This is a genomic window from Shumkonia mesophila (genome assembly GCF_026163695.1).
In the GTDB taxonomy this organism is placed as follows: Bacteria; Pseudomonadota; Alphaproteobacteria; order Rhodospirillales; family Shumkoniaceae; genus Shumkonia; species Shumkonia mesophila.
The window spans coordinates 636,991-650,955 of sequence record NZ_JAOTID010000002.1; the positions used below are offsets into that span (position 1 = coordinate 636,991).

At 69.2% G+C, this 13,965-nt stretch carries 16 protein-coding genes; 6 read left to right on the forward strand and 10 right to left on the reverse strand.

What is annotated here, in order from left to right:
* Nucleotides 1-34 precede the first annotated feature (34 nt).
* A complete protein-coding gene (locus tag ODR01_RS06315) occupies nt 35-838 on the forward strand; it encodes an inositol monophosphatase family protein (protein ID WP_316976760.1) in 804 nt (267 codons plus the stop codon).
* A gap of 127 nt (nt 839-965) precedes the next feature.
* Here the strand turns inward: ODR01_RS06315 and ODR01_RS06320 are convergent, their stop codons facing one another.
* The 3 genes from ODR01_RS06320 to ODR01_RS06330 form a co-directional block, all read right to left on the reverse strand.
* Complete coding sequence (locus tag ODR01_RS06320; RefSeq protein ID WP_316976761.1) at nt 966-1,298, reverse strand: endonuclease domain-containing protein; 333 nt, start codon at nt 1,296-1,298, stop codon at nt 966-968.
* A gap of 177 nt (nt 1,299-1,475) precedes the next feature.
* Nucleotides 1,476-2,270: an SDR family oxidoreductase gene (locus ODR01_RS06325; RefSeq protein ID WP_316976762.1), complete on the reverse strand. Its 795-nt coding sequence runs from the start codon at nt 2,268-2,270 to the stop codon at nt 1,476-1,478.
* A 241-nt stretch (nt 2,271-2,511) separates the two neighbouring features.
* Nucleotides 2,512-3,132, reverse strand: coding sequence for an RT0821/Lpp0805 family surface protein (locus ODR01_RS06330; RefSeq protein WP_316976763.1), 621 nt, complete (start codon nt 3,130-3,132; stop codon nt 2,512-2,514).
* Nucleotides 3,133-3,478: 346 nt separating this feature from the next.
* Between ODR01_RS06330 and ODR01_RS06335 the strand changes: the two genes are divergently transcribed.
* Nucleotides 3,479-3,928, forward strand: coding sequence for a DUF2214 family protein (locus tag ODR01_RS06335; RefSeq protein WP_316976764.1), 450 nt, complete (start codon nt 3,479-3,481; stop codon nt 3,926-3,928).
* A 4-nt stretch (nt 3,929-3,932) separates the two neighbouring features.
* On the opposite strand, the gene ODR01_RS06340 is transcribed toward ODR01_RS06335, so the two are convergent.
* Both ODR01_RS06340 and ODR01_RS06345 read right to left on the reverse strand, forming a co-directional pair.
* Nucleotides 3,933-4,649 (reverse strand): hypothetical protein, encoded by a 717-nt coding sequence (locus tag ODR01_RS06340; protein ID WP_316976765.1) that lies wholly within the window; start codon nt 4,647-4,649, stop codon nt 3,933-3,935.
* An 84-nt stretch (nt 4,650-4,733) separates the two neighbouring features.
* On the reverse strand, nt 4,734-5,147 hold the full coding sequence (locus ODR01_RS06345; protein ID WP_316976766.1) for a MarR family winged helix-turn-helix transcriptional regulator: 414 nt from the start codon (nt 5,145-5,147) through the stop codon (nt 4,734-4,736).
* 131 nt (nt 5,148-5,278) lie between these two features.
* Here ODR01_RS06345 and ODR01_RS06350 point away from each other — a divergent pair, with 131 nt between their 5' ends.
* Nucleotides 5,279-5,707 (forward strand): VOC family protein, encoded by a 429-nt coding sequence (locus ODR01_RS06350; protein WP_316976767.1) that lies wholly within the window; start codon nt 5,279-5,281, stop codon nt 5,705-5,707.
* 641 nt (nt 5,708-6,348) lie between these two features.
* On the opposite strand, the gene ODR01_RS06355 is transcribed toward ODR01_RS06350, so the two are convergent.
* From ODR01_RS06355 to ODR01_RS06370, 4 genes are all read right to left on the reverse strand, one after another.
* Entirely contained in the window at nt 6,349-7,050 is a 702-nt protein-coding gene (locus ODR01_RS06355) for an ABC transporter ATP-binding protein (protein ID WP_316976768.1), read from the reverse strand.
* Nucleotides 7,044-7,811 carry an ABC transporter ATP-binding protein gene (locus ODR01_RS06360; protein WP_316976769.1) on the reverse strand — a complete coding sequence of 256 codons (768 nt, stop codon included), beginning with the start codon at nt 7,809-7,811 and terminating at the stop codon, nt 7,044-7,046. Before ODR01_RS06360 ends, ODR01_RS06355 begins: the two co-directional genes overlap by 7 nt.
* Entirely contained in the window at nt 7,808-9,652 is a 1,845-nt protein-coding gene (locus ODR01_RS06365; RefSeq protein ID WP_316976770.1) for an ABC transporter permease, read from the reverse strand. Before ODR01_RS06365 ends, ODR01_RS06360 begins: the two co-directional genes overlap by 4 nt.
* A 237-nt stretch (nt 9,653-9,889) precedes the next feature.
* Nucleotides 9,890-11,098: an ABC transporter substrate-binding protein gene (locus ODR01_RS06370; protein ID WP_316976771.1), complete on the reverse strand. Its 1,209-nt coding sequence runs from the start codon at nt 11,096-11,098 to the stop codon at nt 9,890-9,892.
* A 320-nt stretch (nt 11,099-11,418) separates the two neighbouring features.
* On the opposite strand from ODR01_RS06370, the gene ODR01_RS06375 reads away from it, so the two are divergent.
* The 3 genes from ODR01_RS06375 to ODR01_RS06385 are packed head-to-tail and all read left to right on the forward strand — an operon-like array spanning nt 11,419 to nt 13,305.
* The gene (locus tag ODR01_RS06375) at nt 11,419-11,751 is read left to right on the forward strand and encodes a DMT family transporter (protein WP_316976772.1); all 333 of its coding nucleotides are present in this window, start codon (nt 11,419-11,421) and stop codon (nt 11,749-11,751) included.
* Nucleotides 11,752-11,788: 37 nt separating this feature from the next.
* Entirely contained in the window at nt 11,789-12,637 is an 849-nt protein-coding gene (locus ODR01_RS06380; RefSeq protein WP_316976773.1) for a mechanosensitive ion channel family protein, read from the forward strand.
* Complete coding sequence (locus tag ODR01_RS06385) at nt 12,634-13,305, forward strand: D-glycero-alpha-D-manno-heptose-1,7-bisphosphate 7-phosphatase (protein WP_316976774.1); 672 nt, start codon at nt 12,634-12,636, stop codon at nt 13,303-13,305. The genes ODR01_RS06380 and ODR01_RS06385 overlap by 4 nt, the downstream gene beginning before the upstream one ends.
* Nucleotides 13,306-13,342: 37 nt before the next feature.
* Here the strand turns inward: ODR01_RS06385 and ODR01_RS06390 are convergent, their stop codons facing one another.
* The gene (locus ODR01_RS06390) at nt 13,343-13,804 is read right to left on the reverse strand and encodes a MarR family winged helix-turn-helix transcriptional regulator (RefSeq protein WP_316976775.1); all 462 of its coding nucleotides are present in this window, start codon (nt 13,802-13,804) and stop codon (nt 13,343-13,345) included.
* Between the last annotated feature and the right edge of the window lie 161 nt (nt 13,805-13,965).

Consider the following 13,965-nt stretch of genomic DNA (forward strand, 5'->3'; position numbering starts at 1 on the left):
TAGAAATTAATTTTCAATCCCGGGAGAGAAAGGAATGGCGATGCCGACCGCACAGGATCTCGAGGGCCGCGTGAAGGCGGCCTGCCGCATCGCCGAAGAGGCGGCCGCCCTGGGGCTGCGCTATTTCCGCGACGGCGCCAGCCTGGCCGTCACCGCCAAGGGGGTGCAGGACGTCGTCAGCAACGCCGACCGCGACATCGAGGCCCTCGTGCGCGGCCGCCTCGCCGCCCAGTTTCCCGGCGACGCCTTTTTCGGCGAGGAAAGCGGGCGCGGCGACGGCGCCGACCCGGCGGCCGGCGTGTGGGTGGTCGATCCCATCGACGGCACCGACAATTTCGTGCGCGGCATCGCCGGTTGGTGCGTCTCCATCGCCTTCGTGGTCGGCCGCGAGGTCGAGATCGGCGTCATCTGCGATCCGCTGGCCGGCGAGCTCTACTTGGCCAGGCGTGGCATCGGCGCCACGCTGAACGGCGTTCCCTTGAAACCCCGCCGGGTGGGCGGGTTCAGGGACGGCATCGTCGGCATGGGCTATTCGCTGCGCCGGCCGCCCGAGCCGACGCTCAAGGTCTTCGCCGGGCTGTTGGCGGCGCAGGGCATGTACCAGCGCACCGGCTCCGGCGCCCTGATGATCGCCTATGTCGCCTCGGGCCGCTACATCGGCTACTACGAGGCCCACATCAATGCCTGGGACTGCCTGGCCGGCGTCGCCCTGGTGCGCGAGGCGGGCGGCTGGACCAGCGACTTCCTGGCCGGCGACGGCCTGCATTCCGGCAACGCCCTGGCCGCCGCCGCCCCCGGCCTCGAAGACGCCATGCGCCGCCTGACGGGGCTGGATTAGAGGGCAGAAGGCCCCCCACCCCAACCCTCCCCCGCAAGGGAGGCGGGAGAGCGTGTGGATACCGTGTCGGCGTCCCCTCCCCCCTTGCGGGGGAGGGACAGGGTGGGGGCCGCCGCTGTCGAGAACCTCAGTCTTTTCGAAGCGCCAGACGGATCGTCTCGACGACCCCATCCGTATTTCCGAGGACGTCGTGATTCCAGAATCGAAGCACACGGAAGCCCTGCGATTCGAGCCATTGCGTGCGCCGCTGATCCCGCTTCCGCGCCTCGACGTGCTGCCCTCCGTCCACTTCAATAAGGAGACGCTCGGCCAGACAGACGAAGTCGATGATATAGGGCCCGATGGGGACTTGCCGCCGGAAGCGGTGGCCTTCGAGTTGCTTGCGGCGCAAGTGGAACCAAAGCCGGGCTTCGGCTTCGGTGAGGTTCCGGCGCAACCGGCGGGCGTGGGTCGATGCCATGCGCTAAAATCCCCCACCCCAACCCTCCCCCGCAAGGGGGGAGGGAGCGCGCGTGGGTGCCGTGTCGGCGTCCCCTCCCCGCGAGAGGAGCGGGAGAGCATGTGGATACCGTGTCGGCGTCCCCTCCCCCCTTGCGGGGGAGGGACAGGGAGGGGGTCGCCGCGCTTTCCGTCCCCCTCAGTCGTAGGCGCCCATGACGTTCTGGTCGTGGTCGATGACGGCGCCGGTCATCACGCCCGATTCGGGGCCCAGCAGGAAGCGGGCCAGGTTGGCGACGTCCTCGGGCTTGATCAGGCGGCCGAAGGGCTGCGCCGCCTCGCCCTGGGCGAGCCAGTCGGCCGGCTGGCCTTCGAGGGCCTTGATGCGGTGCTCGCCCGGCGTGTCGGCCCAGCCCATGTTGATGCCGTTGACCCGGATGCGATCGAAGCGCACGGCGTGGGCGACGTTCTTGGTCAGCGTCGCCAGCGCCCCCTTGGAGGCCGAATAGGCGGTGATGAACGGCTGGCCGCCGTGGCTCGACATGGTGATGACGTTGACGATGGCCCCGCCCCGCCCCTCGCGGCGCATCGCCGCGATGGCCGCCTGCATCAACAGGAACGGCGCCCGCGCGTTGACGGCGAAGATGCGGTCCCACAGTTCGACCGTGGTGTCGGCGATGGTGCCGCGATCGGTGATGCCGGCCGCGTTGACCAGCCCGTCGACGCGCCCGAAGCGCTTGTCGCACTCGGCGACCACGCGGCGGCAGTCCTCGGGCTTTTCGAGATCGGCGGCGACGAACAGCGCCGTCCCCGCCCCGGCCTTTTCCAGCGCCGCCGCCACCCGCCTGCCGTTTTCCGCGTTGCGCCCGGAAATCGCGATGCCCTTGGCGCCGTCACGGGCCAGCGCCATCGCGACGGCCTCGCCGATGCCCTGGGTGCCGCCGGTCACCACATAGGCGCGCTCGGAAAAAAACGCCCGCGTCGCCGTCGTCATGGCCACACTCCTCTCCCTGCTCCCCGGAATGCGCCGCCGGTTGCCCCGGCGGTCGTCTTCTCACTGCACACCCGTTCGGGGGTGGGGTCAAGGGCAAGAAGGGAAGATGAAACACGGAGAACACCGAGAACACAGAGACCCACAGAGGAGGAAGGTTGCGCGGGCACCGCCCGCGCTTTCGATCTTCTCTTCTCTGTGACCCTCTGTGTTCTCTGCGTTCTCTGTGGTTCCCTTCCCAACGTCAGTTGTTGGTGGCGACCACTTCCCAGGCGCCGTCGGCCTGCAGGCAGGCGGTGCCGTAGGCCTGCTCGGACTTGCCGCCGATGGTGACGGTCTGCTGGAACTCGCGGCAGGTGCGTCCGGCGGTGCTGGTGCCCTCGCGCACGGCGGTCACGCTGCCGGTGGCGCCGCCCTGGTTCCACACGATGGTCTCGCCGACGGGGGCGGTGGTGGCGCGCACCTGGGCCGCCTCGTGCGCCCGCTCCTGGGCCTCGTTCAGCAGGTCGAGGGCCTTGAGCGTGATGGCGGTGAAGGACAGCCACTTGTAGGCGGCGTCGTCGGCCGCGAAATGGCCGTAGCCGGGATACCAGTGGCCGTACGGGCGCACCACGACGACGTTGCGGAACTGGTGCATCCGGTGGGCGGGCACGGCGACGGCGGGACCGGCCCCGCGCTGCACCGGCCCCTGCCAGCCAGGGCCGGCGTGGGCGTCGGGCCCCGGTCCGCGGCGGTCGTCGACCCGCTGGATGGCGGCGTGGCGATGGGATTGGGCGACGGCGCGCGGCTCGGCCTGGGCGGCCGTGGCGAAGACGACGGCCCCCAGGGCGAGGATGGCGATCAGGCTGCGGGACATGCGGTTCATGGTGGGCTCCTCTCGTGGGCGAAAAATTCCACGACGCGGAGTTAACCGCCCTTTTGTAACCGGCCGATGTCCGGAAACCGGGTTTTTTGTAACTGAATGTGATTCACAATCCCCGCCGATTCAGGGGAAGAATGAAACACAGAGAACACAGAGGTTTCACAGAGGGTCACAGCGAAGGGAAGAATCGAAAGCGCGGGCGGAGCCCGCACCATCGTCTTCCTCTGTGCCTCCTCTGCGTTCTCCGTGTTCTCTGTGGTTTCCCTTCCTTCCTCCCATACCGCCCCTTCCCCCTGGCCACCCGCCGCCCCAGATAACCGGAACCCGCCCTTAACAGAGCCGGCCGACCATGACCGATCTTTTCCTGGCCATCCTCCATCACCTGCTGGCCTTCGGCCTGGTGGCCATCCTGGCCGCCCAGTTCGCCCTCGTCCGCCCGCCGCTGGCCGGCCCGCAGCTCGCCCGCCTGGCCCGGCTGGACGCCGCCTACGGCGCCACGGCGGCGGCCCTCATCGCAGTGGGCATCGCCCGCCTCGCCTGGGGCGCCCGGGGCGCCGACTATTACCTTGCGGACCCCTGGTTCTGGGCCAAGATGGCGGCGTTTGCCGCCATCGGCGGCCTTTCCGCCGTACCTACCCTGACGCTCGTCAAATGGCGCAAGGCCGCCGCCGCCGATCCCGCCTTCGCCCCCACCGCCGAGGCCCGCCTGCGGGTGCGGCGCTTCGTCGCCGCCGAACTGGCCCTGGTGCCGGCGGTGCTGGTCTTTGCGGCGGCGATGGCCCGCTACGGCACCTTCTGAGGCGCTAGCCCGCCGTCGCGACGCGGCCGGCCGGGCGGGGCGCCGCCCGCAGCTTGGCGGCGATGGTCAGGTGGACCAGCAGATAGAGGGGAACCAGCATCGCCGGCACGACGGCCCACGGCAGTTCGCCCATGGGGCCGGTGCCGGGCCCGCCGGCGAAGACCTGGAACGGCGTGCCCGGCGCCGACAGCACGCCCAAGGCGATGGCGGCAAACAGGTCCAGCGCCCCGAAGGCGTTCCAGGCGGCGATGAGCCCGCCGGGACGTCCGGCGCGGCGCCAGGCCAGGACGGCCAGCGGCACGGCCGCCAGGCCGGTGGCGACGTCTCCCCAGCCGGCGCTGGCCGCGAAGGGGTCCGACAGTCGGCCCTGGGCGGCCAGCAGCAGGAAGAAGGCGCCGAACACGCGGGCCGCGTTGAGCGCGATCAGCGCCGCCAGCGGCACCGCCATCAGCGCCTCGCGAAAGCTGGGCAGGACCCGCCAGCCGGCCAGCAGCAGGGCGAGCAGCCCCAGAAAGGCGACGCCGGGGCCGGGCACCGGCCCGAAGACGCCGGGCGCGAAGCCGCCGGTGGCGGCGGCGGCGAGGACGAGCCCGCCCCACCCCGCCGCAGCGGCGAGGGCCAGGCCCTTGGCCCGCGGGCCGGCCGGGGCCAGCGCGACCGGCACGCCGACAAGGGCGGCACCGGCCGCCGTGAGAAGGATGGCGCCGATTTGATCGATCATGACAGGCCTCCATGCGGTTATACGTGTATATGCACCTATGGGACGACGAAAAACCCCGCGCGCACCGGCGCCGGGGGCCGGGGTCTAGCGTTTGGCCGAGGGGGACGGCGCGGCGCGCGGCATCCTTTCGGCGGCGTCCTGGGCCGCCTTCCAGGCCGGATAGGCGGCCTCCAGCTTGGCGCGGCCGGCCGGCGTCAGCCGCAGATGCCGCTCCCGCCCATCCTCGGCGCCCACGGCCTCGACCCAGCCGTTGCGCTCCAACAACGTGGCGCCGCGCGTCAGCGTCGTGCGCTCCATCCCCAGCGCCCCGGCCAGGGCGCCGATGGGCGCCGGCCCGGCCGCCGCCAGGGCGACCAGCACCGAAAACTGGGTGGCCCGCAACCCATGCGGCCGCAGCCGGGCCTCGTAAAGCCGGGTCAATTCCCGCGCCCGCCGCCGCGCCGCCAGGCAGCGGCATTGCAGGCAGAGGGAGAGGTCGAGGGGGGTGTCGGTGGTCATGATGATAAGTGTATATGCACATAACCCCTCGGTAAAGAGCGATCCTCGACCGTTCCCGCGACAGGCCCCAGGATGCATGGGCTGGGACAGGATATTTTGGAAGAACTGTTGGAATCCGTTTGCGGATTCCCATGTCGAAAAGCATGCGCTTTATCGACCGCTACCCGATTATCGTAACGCCCCACCTCGGCGCGTGCGGAGACTTCTGGGAAAGGCACCTGGGATTCGACGTGGCGTTCGAGGCAAGCTGGTTTGTTCTGCTTCAGGCCGAGGGGGCCAGCGCGACCATCGCCTTCATGCATCCCGATCATCCGTCGGCGCCGCCGGGGCCGGAGATCTTCCCCGGCGTCGGCATGTGCTTCGAGTTGCAGGTCGAGGACGCGGCCGCCGCCTTCGCCGAGTTCCAGCGTACGGGCGGTCCGGTAGGCCTGATCCTCAGGGACGAACCCTTCGGCCAGCGCCGCTTCGGCTTCACCGATCCTTCCGGGCTGTGGGTCGATGTCGTCGAACAGATCGATCCGGCAGCCGGCTTCTGGAAGCGTTACCCGCCGACGCCGTGACCCGCCGGTGCCGTCGCTGTCTTTTCTGCCGTTCCCACCCTGACGCTGATCAGGTGGCGCAAGGCGGTCGCGCCGCTCCGCCGCCAAGGCCCGCCAGCGCGTACGCCGATTCATCGCTGCGGAACTGGCCTCGCGATTCTAGTTGAAAATTCCTAGAAAATGGTATATGATCCTATCCCTTATCGATGGCAAGCGACGGGAGGGTCGGAAGATCCGTTGTCCTTCCGGGTGGGGCCGGCTCTCCGGCAGCAAGAGGGATCGGGAGTGTATCGAAGGGTAACCGGGGCAAAAGGCCGGGCACGCAGGTGCAGCATTGCACTTACATCGTCATTCCGGCCGGAGCGAAGCGGAGAGCCGGAATCCAGAACGCGGCGGCTTTCCTGGATTCCCGCGTTCGCGGGAATGACGATGGGAACGAGCGACGGAACGTCGGCACGGCAGACCGCCCGGTCTTTGCTCCTCTTGCCATGGAAGGGGGGTAACGCGTTGAAATAAAGAGATGAAATGGCAAAATGACGAGAAATGACGATGTTTTTTTTCCTGAATCCGCCGATTCATCCGATATTTCAATACGTTAATTCATATCAGCCAAACCGAATAATCGTCATTTCGCGGCACCGGCCCCCTTTCCGTCCCCGCCCCTACGCCAGCAGGTACCGCGCCTGCGCCTCGGTGTCGGCGGCGAACTCCGCCATCGGGCCCTGCCAGCGGATGTGGCCGGTTTCGATGACGGCGACGCGCTCGGCAATCGCCCCGGCGAAGCGCAGGCTTTGTTCGGCCAAGAGGATGGTCAGCCCCTCGGCCTTGAGCGCCGCCACGGTGGCGGCGATCTGGTCGAGGATCTTCGGGGCCAGGCCCTCGGAGGGTTCGTCCAAGAGCAGCAGCGCCGGGTTGCCCATCAGCGTGCGGGCGATGGAGAGCATCTGCTGCTCGCCGCCCGAGATGTGGGCGGCCCGCCGGCGGCGCGAGTCGGCGAGGTTGGGGAAAAGGGCGAACAGCCGCTCGGCCGTCCATTCGGGGAAGCCCTCGCGCGGCGGCCGGCGGCCGGCCTCCAGGTTCTCGGCCACCGTCAGGTCGGTGAAGATGCGCCGCTCCTCGGGCACATAGCCCAATCCCAGGCGGGCGATGCGGAAGGCATCGAGGCGCGAGATGTCGGTGCCGTCGAGCGTCATCTCGCCCGCCGCGTGCGGCACCAGGCCGATGAGGCATTTGAGCGCGGTCGACTTGCCGGCGCCGTTGCGCCCCATCAGGGCCACCGCCTCGCCGCGCGCCACCGCGATGTCGAGGCCGAACAGCACCTGGGCGCGGCCGTAGAAGGCGTCGAGGCCCGTCACCTTCAGCATGGCGCCGCCCCCTGCCCCGCTTCGGTACCGAGATAGACCTCGCGCACCCGCGCGTCGGCCCGCACCGCCTCGGGGACGCCGTCGGCCACCACTTCTCCGCGGTGCAGCACGACGATGCGCGAGGCGTGGCCGAACACCACCTCCATGTCGTGCTCGGTGAACAGCACGCTCACCCCCTCCTCGGCCACCACGCGGCCGATGAGGGCCATCAGCTCGGCGCGCTCGCCCCGCGCCACCCCGGCCATCGGCTCGTCCATCAGCAGCAGGGCCGGATCGTTGGCCAAGGCCAGGGCCAGTTCCAGGCGTTTGAGGTCGCCATAGGCCAAAAGCCCGCAGGCGCGCCCGGCCTGCGCCGCCAGCCCGACCCGCGCCAGCAGCGCGTCGGCTTGGCGCGCGCCCAGGCGGGCCAGCGGCGCCAGCAGGGCCAGCCCCTTCCCGGCGTGCGAGGCCAGCGCCATCTGCACGTTCTCTGCCACCGTCATCGAGGGGAAGATGGCGGCCACCTGGAAGGTGCGCCCGATGCCCAGGCGCCACACCCTGTGCGGCGGCCAGCCGGCGATGTCGCGGCCGCGGAATTCGACGCCGCCGGCGTCGGGGCGAAGCTGGCCGCCGATCAGGTTGAAGCAGGTGGTCTTGCCGGCGCCGTTGGGGCCGATCAGGGCCACCGCCTCGCCGGGATGGACGGCGAAGGAAACGCCGCGCACCGCCTCGACGCCGCCGAAGGCCTTGGACAGGTTGCGGATGGAAAGCAGCGGGCTCATCGCTCCGGCCTCATCAGGCGGTCTTTCAGGAAACCGGCGATGCCCTTGGGAAAGGCCAGCACGGTGGCCAGGATAAGGCCGCCCAGCAGGATGCGCCAGAAATGCGTCTCCGCGGCGATGCCGATCTTGAGCCCGGTGAAGGCCACGGCGCCGATAAGCGGGCCCAGTACGGTATGCACGCCGCCCAGCAGCACCATGACCAGGCCGTCGACCGAAACCGGAATCGCCATGACGGTGGGAAAGACGCTGCCCTTGAGAAACGCGTAAAGGCCGCCGGCCAGCCCGGCGGCGGCGCCGGCCAGCGCGAAGGCCAGCCACTGCACGCGCTTGACGTCGATGCCCAGCGCCTCGGCGCGCAGCCGCGAATCCCGCCCCGCCCGCAGCGCGAAGCCGAAGGGCGCAAAGACGGCGCGCCTGAGGCCCGCGAGGGCGGCCACCGCCAGGGCCAGCGTCAGGTAGTAATAGCCGGCGGCGCCGGCCGCCCAGGGGGCCGGCCAGATGCCGATCAGCCCGTTGTCGCCGCCGGTGAAGCCGGTCCACTGGAAGACCCCCGACCAGGCGATCTGGGCGAAGGCCAGGGTCAGCATGGCGAGGTAGACGCCCGACAGGCGCACGCAAAACCACCCGAAGACGAGGGCGCCGAGGCCGCCCAGCAGCGGCGCGGCGATCAGGGCCGCCTCCATCGGTGCCCCCAGGTGGTGCACCGCCAGGGCGGCGCCATAGGCGCCGAAGCCCAGATAGGCGGCGTGGCCGAAGGAGATCATGCCGCCGATGCCCATCAGGAAATGCAGGCTGGCGGCGAACAGCGTGAAGATCAGAACCTCGCTCGCCACCTGCAGCGCGTAGTCGCCGGCGATCAGGGGCAGCAGGACGAGGAGCGCGAGAAGGCCCCACCCGGCCCGCCGCCACGCCGCCTTCACCGGCCGGAACGGCCTGCCGACGTCGCGGGCCGCCGCCTTGGGAACCAGCGCCTCGGGCCGGCCCAGCAGCCCCCACGGGCGGACGACCAGCACCACGGCCATGACCAGGAACAGCAGCACCAGCGTGATCTCGGGGAAGATCAGGATGCCGAAGGCCTGCAACTCGCCGATGACGACGGCGGCCAGAAAGGCGCCGCCGATGCTGCCCATGCCGCCGATCACCACCACCACGAAGGCCTCGGCGATGATGCCCATGTCCATCAAGAGGTTGGCCGGTTCCCGCGGCAATTGCAGGGCGCCGCCGAGGCCGGCCAGCAGCGAGCCCAGGAAGAAGACGCCGGTCAGCAGCCACTTCTGGTTGATGCCGAGCGCCCCGGCCATTTCCGGGTCCTGGGTGGCGGCGCGCACCAGGATGCCCCAGCGGGTGCGGTTCAACAGCCCCCACAGGATGACCAGCACGGCCGGGCCGATGACGATCAGCGCCAGATCGTATTGCGGCACCCGGTGGCCGAGGATGGAAATGGCGCCGGCCAGCCCGGGGGCTCGCGGCCCCAGCAGGTCGTCCGGCCCCCACACGGCCAGCGCCAGGTCCTGCACCACCAGCACGACGCCGAAGGTGGCGACCAGCTGGAACAGCTCGGGCGAGCGGTAGAGGCGGCGCAGCAGGACCATTTCCATGGCGGCGCCGATCAGCCCGACGGCGACGGCGGCCAACCCGATCCCCGCCCAGAAGCCGAGGGCGCCGCCGCCCAGCCGCAGGGTCAGGGAATAGGCGATGTAGGCACCCAGCATGTAGAACGAGCCGTGGGCGAAATTGACCACCCGGCTGACCCCGAAGATGATCGACAGCCCCGAGGCGACGAGAAACAGCGAGGACGCGCTCGCCAGCCCGGTCAGAAACTGCACCCCATAGAAGCTCACGGTGATGCCGCCGCCCTCTCCCTGATGCCCGTCCGTGTAGCCGATGGCCGCCGCCGGGGGAACCGGAAAATGGCGGGGCGGCGCTCATTAGTCCTCCCTCTCCGCCCCATTGGGGGGGAGAGGGTCGGGGAGAGGTGGGGGATTCTCCGGCGGCGGCAAGGCCCACCTCACCCTCCCGCGCCTCAAGGCGCGGGCCCCTCCCTCTCCCCCCTGAAAGGGCGGAGAGGGAACACGCGGCTACTCGGCCGGCCGCATCTTGGCCGCCTCGACCTCGGAGGGCAGGTACTTCGCGCCGTCGCCGTAGCGCCAGTCGACCATGCGCGGCATGCCGTCCTTGACGGTCAGCCGGCCGACGAAGGTGCCCATGGTGCTCTGCTGGTCGGCGGCGCGGTAGGTGATGGGGCCCAGCGGCGATTCCAGGGTCAGGCCACGCAGCGCGGCGGTAATGGCCTTGGGCTCGGTCGAGCCGGCCTTGGCGATGGCCGCCGCGATGGTCTTCATCGCCGCGTAGCCGACCACCGAGCCCAGGCGCGGATAGTCGTTGAAGCGCTTGCGGTAGGCCTCGCGGAACGTCACGTGCTCGGGGGTTTCCAGCGCGTACCAGGGATAGCCGGTGACGATCCAGCCCTCGGGGGCCTCGTCCTTCAGGGGGTCGATCCAGTCGGGCTCGCCGCCCAGGATGCTGGCCACGGTGCGCCCCTCGAACAGGCCGCGCAGCTTGCCTTCGCGCACGAACTTGATGAGGTCGGCCCCGAAGGTGACGTTGTAGATGGCCTCGGGATTGGTGCGGGCCAAGGCCTGCACGGTGGCGCCGGCATCGATCTTGAAGAGCGCCGGCCACTGCTCGCCCACCCATTCGACGTCGGGACGCCGGGCCGACAGCAGCGCCTTGAAGGCCTCGACCGCCGACTTGCCGTATTCGTAATTGGGCGCGACCACGGCCCAGCGCCTGGCCGGCAGCTTCGCGGCCTCCTCGGCCAGCATGGCGGCCTGCACGTAGGTGCCGGGGCGCAGGCGGAAGGTATAGGCGTTGCCCTGCGACCAGGCGATGGTGTCGGTCAGGGGCTCGGCGGCGATGAAGGGGATCTGCTTCTGCTTGGCGAAGTCGGCCAGCGCCAGGCCGACGTTCGACAGCAGCGCGCCGAAGATCAGCGACACCTTCTCGCGGGCCAGCAGGTCGTTGGCCATGGTCACCGCCGTGCCCGGCTCGCCGCCGTCGTCCTTGGAGATGACCTCGATTTGGCGGCCGAGCACGCCGCCCGCCGCGTTGATCTCCTCGAGCGCCAGTTCCCAGCCGCTACGGTACGGCAGCGTGAAGGCCGGCAGCCGGGTATAGCTGTTCATTTCGCCGATGCGGATGGGCTCTCCGGCGGCCCGCGCGGGAACGGCGGCGGCGATGGCGGCCATGGCGGCCACGGCGGTCACGAAAGTCCTGCGGTCGATCATCCGGGTCTCCCCTTCAAGTGGCCCCTGGGCAGGGGCGCGATGGCGCATCCATGCCGCCGGGCGGACAGAGATCAATGGTCGTGGACGCGGTTGCTGTTGTTGATGGTGCCGTCGTCGCAAGGGGCCCTCCCCGCGCGGCACCGCCGGTCAAGAGCCATATAAAGACGACGGCCGTGGTGTGGCAATCGGGAAAAAGTCTTGTGGCAGGGCTTTTTCGCGGCCCGGCAAAATTGTCGGCAATGGCGTCCATGCGGCCGGGCGGGCCTTGTCTTTTCGCTGGCAATGGCCTAGCAGAAACGTTGATCGTGGGGAGAACCGCCATGGAATGGCTCATTCTCGGCGCCGCCATCCTGCTGGAAGTCACCGGCACCATCTGCCTCAAGCTTTCCGAGGGCTTCAGCCAGTTGGGGCCGTCGCTGGCCATCGCGCCGCTTTACCTGTCCAGCCTGGCCCTGCTGACCCTGGCGCTGAAGACCATTCCGGTCAGCACCGCCTACGCCATCTGGGCGGCGGTCGGTACCGGGCTGGTCGCCGTCATCGGCATCGCCTTTTTCCGCGAGCCGGTCGGCGTTCTCAAGGTGGCTTCGCTGGTTCTGATCGTCGTCGGCGTGGTCGGCCTGCACGTGGGCGACCGCCTGTCGACGGCCCTGTGAGCGGTGACGGTATCGGGGTGAAACGGGGGGGATGGACATGGAAAAAGAAATCCAGACGGTAACCAGACTGGCCGACGACATCATGGCGTTCGTCGTCGCCTACGGGTTCCAGATCCTGGGCGCGCTGGCGTTCCTGGCGGTCGGCCTCCTCGCCGCCGGCTGGGTGGGCGGCCAGGTGTCCCGCTTGGCCCAGGCCCGCAAGATCGACCTTACCCTGGCGCGGTTCCTGGGCAGCGCGGTCAAAATTCTGCTGGTGGTGATGCTCGTCATCATCACGCTCGGCAATTTCGGCATCACCATCGCGCCGCTGATCGCCTTGGCCGGCGCCTCGGCGTTCGGGGCGACCATGGCCCTCCAAGGGCCGCTCTCCAACTACGGCGCCGGCCTGTCGATTATCCTCAGCCGGCCGTTCGTCGTCGGCAACACCATCACCGTGCAGGGCACCTTCGGCGTGGTCGAGGAGGTCAAGCTGGCGGCGACCATCCTGATCGGCGAGGACGGCGAGCGGATCACCATCCCCAACAAGGACATCGTCGGCCAGGTCATCGTCAATTCCGACGTCTCGCGGGTGCTGGAAAGCCGGCTGTTCGTGAAGGCCGAGGACGCCGAGACGGCGATCGGCATCCTGCGCGGCGTGCTTGGCGGCTTCGCCGACGTGCGCCAGGACCCGGCCCCGCAGGTCGGTGTCCAGGACTTCGCCTACGGCGGCGTTGTCGTCGGCCTTCGGGCATGGATTCCCAGCCGCAAGTATTTTCAGGTTCGATACGCCGTCAACGGCGCGGCCCTGGCGGCCTTGAAGACGGCGGAGATATCGCTGTCGCCCGCCGGCCCGCTCGCCCTGACGGCACCGTCGTTATCGTCAGATATGGAGGCTCGTCCATCGTGAACTTCGCGACCGCGTTCGGACCGTTCGTGCGCGCCGACGGCGTGTGGTCCCAGATCATGTGTCCGGTCGACCGGGGGCAGAAGCCGCGCCCCGCCCTTTTCCTCGATCGCGACGGCGTGATCAACGAGGATGTCGGCTATCTGCACCACACCGAGGACGTGCGCTTGGTGCCGGGTGCGGCGGAAGCCATCGCCGGCGCCAACCGGCTCGGCTTTCCGGTCGTCGTCGTCACCAACCAGGGGGGCATCGGCCTCGGCTATTTCGGGTGGGCCGAATTCGCCGCCGTGCAGGACCGCCTGCTCGAACTGCTGGCCGCCAAGGGCGCCCATGTCGACGGCGTTTTCGCCAGCCCCTATCACCCGCGGGCCACCGGGCCCTACGCCCATCCCAGCCACCCGTCGCGCAAGCCCAATCCGGGCATGCTGCTGGCCGCCGCCGATTGGCTGGCCATCGACCTCGCCCGCTCGTGGATCGTCGGCGACCACGCCCGCGACATCGAGGCCGCCAAGAATGCGGGGCTGGCCGGCGGCATGCATGTGCTGAGCGGCCACGGCGGCGAGGACGGCCAGCGCGAGAGCGCGCTGGCCTTTGCCGACGACGGGTTCCGGGTGCTGACCGGAACCTCCATCGTCGGGGCCCTGCGTGTGCTTCCGCTCTACCGGGCGTGAGCTTTCGCTGAACGGATCGGGAGGCTGGCCGGAGCGATCAGAGCCGGCCGTAGTGGATGTAGTCGGTCCACGTGCGTTCCAGGCGGCGGAGCGAGCGGCAAACCCCCTCCACCTCTTCCTGGCCGAGGTCGTGGTTGACCAGGGCGGCGGCCTGCCGCTCCTCGAGATCGCGGACGGCCTTGACGATTTCGCGGGCCTCGGCGGTCAGGCGGATGCTGACCGAGCGGCGGTCGTGGGCGGAACGCTCCTGTTCGAGATAGCCCATCTCGACCAGCTTCTTGATGTTGTAGGAAACGTTGGAGCCCTGGTAGTAGCCGCGGTCGACGAGGTCGCGGATGACGATTTCCTCATCGCCGATGTTGGCCAGCAGCAACGCCTGGACGCCATTGATGTTCTTGAATCCCAACCGCGTCAGTTCGGTGCGGATCACGTCGAGAAAGCGCCGGTGCAGGCGTTCGATCAGGCGAGTCAGTTCCAGATATTCGTTATTCGTAGTCATCCATTCCTCCCCGTACTGGAAGCGACCGCAGTTTGCCCGGATTCAACGGACGTTGGCAAATATTTACGTGCAAATCCATGATGATCGTCACAGAAGCGGCCCCGGGGAGTCGTTTTGACTGGCGTGATGGCGGGTCGCATGCCAGATTCGGCCGAACATCG